Origin of the sequence: Spirillospora sp. NPDC049652, assembly GCF_040675125.1 — a bacterium.
Lineage (GTDB): Bacteria > Actinomycetota > Actinomycetes > Streptosporangiales > Streptosporangiaceae > Spirillospora.
This window is the reverse complement of the sequence record NZ_JBFAOF010001240.1, coordinates 1-1,792: the sequence shown is the minus strand read 5'-3', so window position 1 is coordinate 1,792 and position 1,792 is coordinate 1. Positions and strand designations below refer to the sequence as shown.

The window sequence follows — 1,792 nt, the reverse complement described above, 5'->3', positions numbered from 1 at the left end:
CCGATGAGCAGGGCTCCGCGCAGGTCCGCCGCGCGCAGGTCGGCGCGGCGGAGCTTGCGGCCGGACAGGTCGCCGTGGTGGTGGTCGCGCGGCCGCGGGTTGTGGTGCCGGCGGGTGAGGTCGCTGGCGGTGCGCAGCAGGTCGGCGGCGGCCGCGTGCAGGGCGGGCAGGTCGGCGGCCAGGAGCGCGTCCGCGTCCTGGTGGCTGAGGGCGTCCAGCGTGGCGATCGTGTCGGCGATGCGCGCCCGCACGGGCGCGGCGGGCGGCAGCGCCGCGGCGTGGTGCAGGTGCCACAGCAGTTCGTGCAGGTGCCGCATCCGCGGGTAGGCGGCGGTCATGAGCGGGACCAGGTCGGGATGGGTCCGCCAGTCGCGTCCGCCGAAGGTGTGCTGCGACAGCTTCTGCCCCGCGCCCAGGCACTCGTAGACGGTGCAGCCGGTGAAACCGCTCTGCTTGAGGCGGGAGTGGATGGAGCAGCGGTGGTCGGCGGCCAGGTTCACGCAGGGCCGTCCGGCCGGTTTGGTGAGCGCGAAGTCGCTGGAGCGCGTGAAGGGCAGGGTGACGCAGCACAGCCCGAAGCAGCTCGCGCAGTCGGCGCGCAGATCGTCGGGCTGGGTGCGGGGTGTCGCGGTCACGGCGGGCCGTTCTGGCAGGAAGGCCGGGGAGCGGAGGCCCCGGCGGGACGGATGAGACGGATGAGGCGGACAGGCGGACCCGGCACCGTGAACCCCGCCTGGCCGTGCGGCCGCGGGCTGCGGGGCCGGCGGGGTTCACGGGACGCGCGGGTCAGGGTGCGGCGGGCCGCCTGTTCATTGTGCCTGCTCGACGGGGGTGAGGAGGGTGCGGCCGAGGCGGTAGGCGTGGGCGAGGTCGTCCCCGCGGTAGTCCAGGGCCGCCAGATCGGCCAGGTGGTGGTCGGCGTTGACCGCGACCGTGTGGCTCAGATGCCGGAACAGCGGCGCGTCCGACATCGAGTCGCCGTAGGCGATGCACCGCTCCCGGGCCACCCCGTGCCGCTCCCGGACGCGGTCGGTGATCGCGACCTTGTCGGCCGGGGTGAGGATGTCGCCGGGCGCGGGCGGACCCGCCAGCGGTAGCGGCGGGAACCGGGACGCGGCGACCTCGTCGAACCCCAGCCGCAGCAGGTGCCGGGCGAAGAAGTCCGGCGACATCGTGATCACCAGGGAGTGCTCGCCGCGGGCGCGGATGTCCTCGCAGACCTCGGCGATGCCCCGCAGCCACGGACTGGCGTCGTAGGCGGCGGCGACCGTGTCGGGGGTGAGCCGGTCCCGCCAGATCCCGTAGAGCGCGGTCGAGAACGTCTTGGTGTCGATGGCGCCGGCCGCGAAACGCGCCTCCAGGGCGAGCAGCTCGGCCTCGGTCCCGGTGTGGCGGGCGATCTGCAGACTGGCCGTCGAGCCGGTCAGCAGCGTGCCGTCCATGTCGAAGATGTGCAGGATTCCCACAAATCGATCATTGTCGCACCTTCCCGCGACCACGAGCGGCCCGCACGGTCTCGTCCCCGGAGCCCCGCCGGGCCCGGGCGGCGTCTACCGGCCCTCGCGGCGGCGCTTGGCCTCGCGGGACGGCCAGAAGACGTAGGAGAGCAGGATCGCCCCCCAGATGCCGAGCGGCCAGGCGGGCCAGTAGTCCTCCGGGCGCCCGGCGCTGAGCGACTTGGCGGCCCACAGCACATTCATGATCACGGCGCCGCCGATCCAGTACAGGATCTCCTTGCGCCAGCGCAGCCGCTCGTAGACGTTACCGCCGGTGGGGTTGAGCGCCAGCGGCT

The 1,792-nt window shown here is 73.9% G+C and carries 2 protein-coding genes and 1 pseudogene; all 3 read right to left on the bottom strand.

Annotation, left to right across the window (positions count from 1 at the left end; genetic code table 11):
• Positions 1 to 635, bottom strand: a 635-nt coding sequence (locus tag AB0J52_RS38980; protein WP_500188092.1) for a pentapeptide repeat-containing protein, incomplete at its 3' end; no start/stop codon positions are given.
• 174 nt (positions 636 to 809) lie between these two features.
• Positions 810 to 1,466 (bottom strand): HAD family hydrolase, encoded by a 657-nt coding sequence (locus AB0J52_RS38975; protein ID WP_500188090.1) that lies wholly within the window; start codon positions 1,464 to 1,466, stop codon positions 810 to 812.
• An 84-nt stretch (positions 1,467 to 1,550) separates the two neighbouring features.
• Positions 1,551 to 1,792: pseudogene (locus AB0J52_RS38970) on the bottom strand (hypothetical protein); the annotation flags it as partial.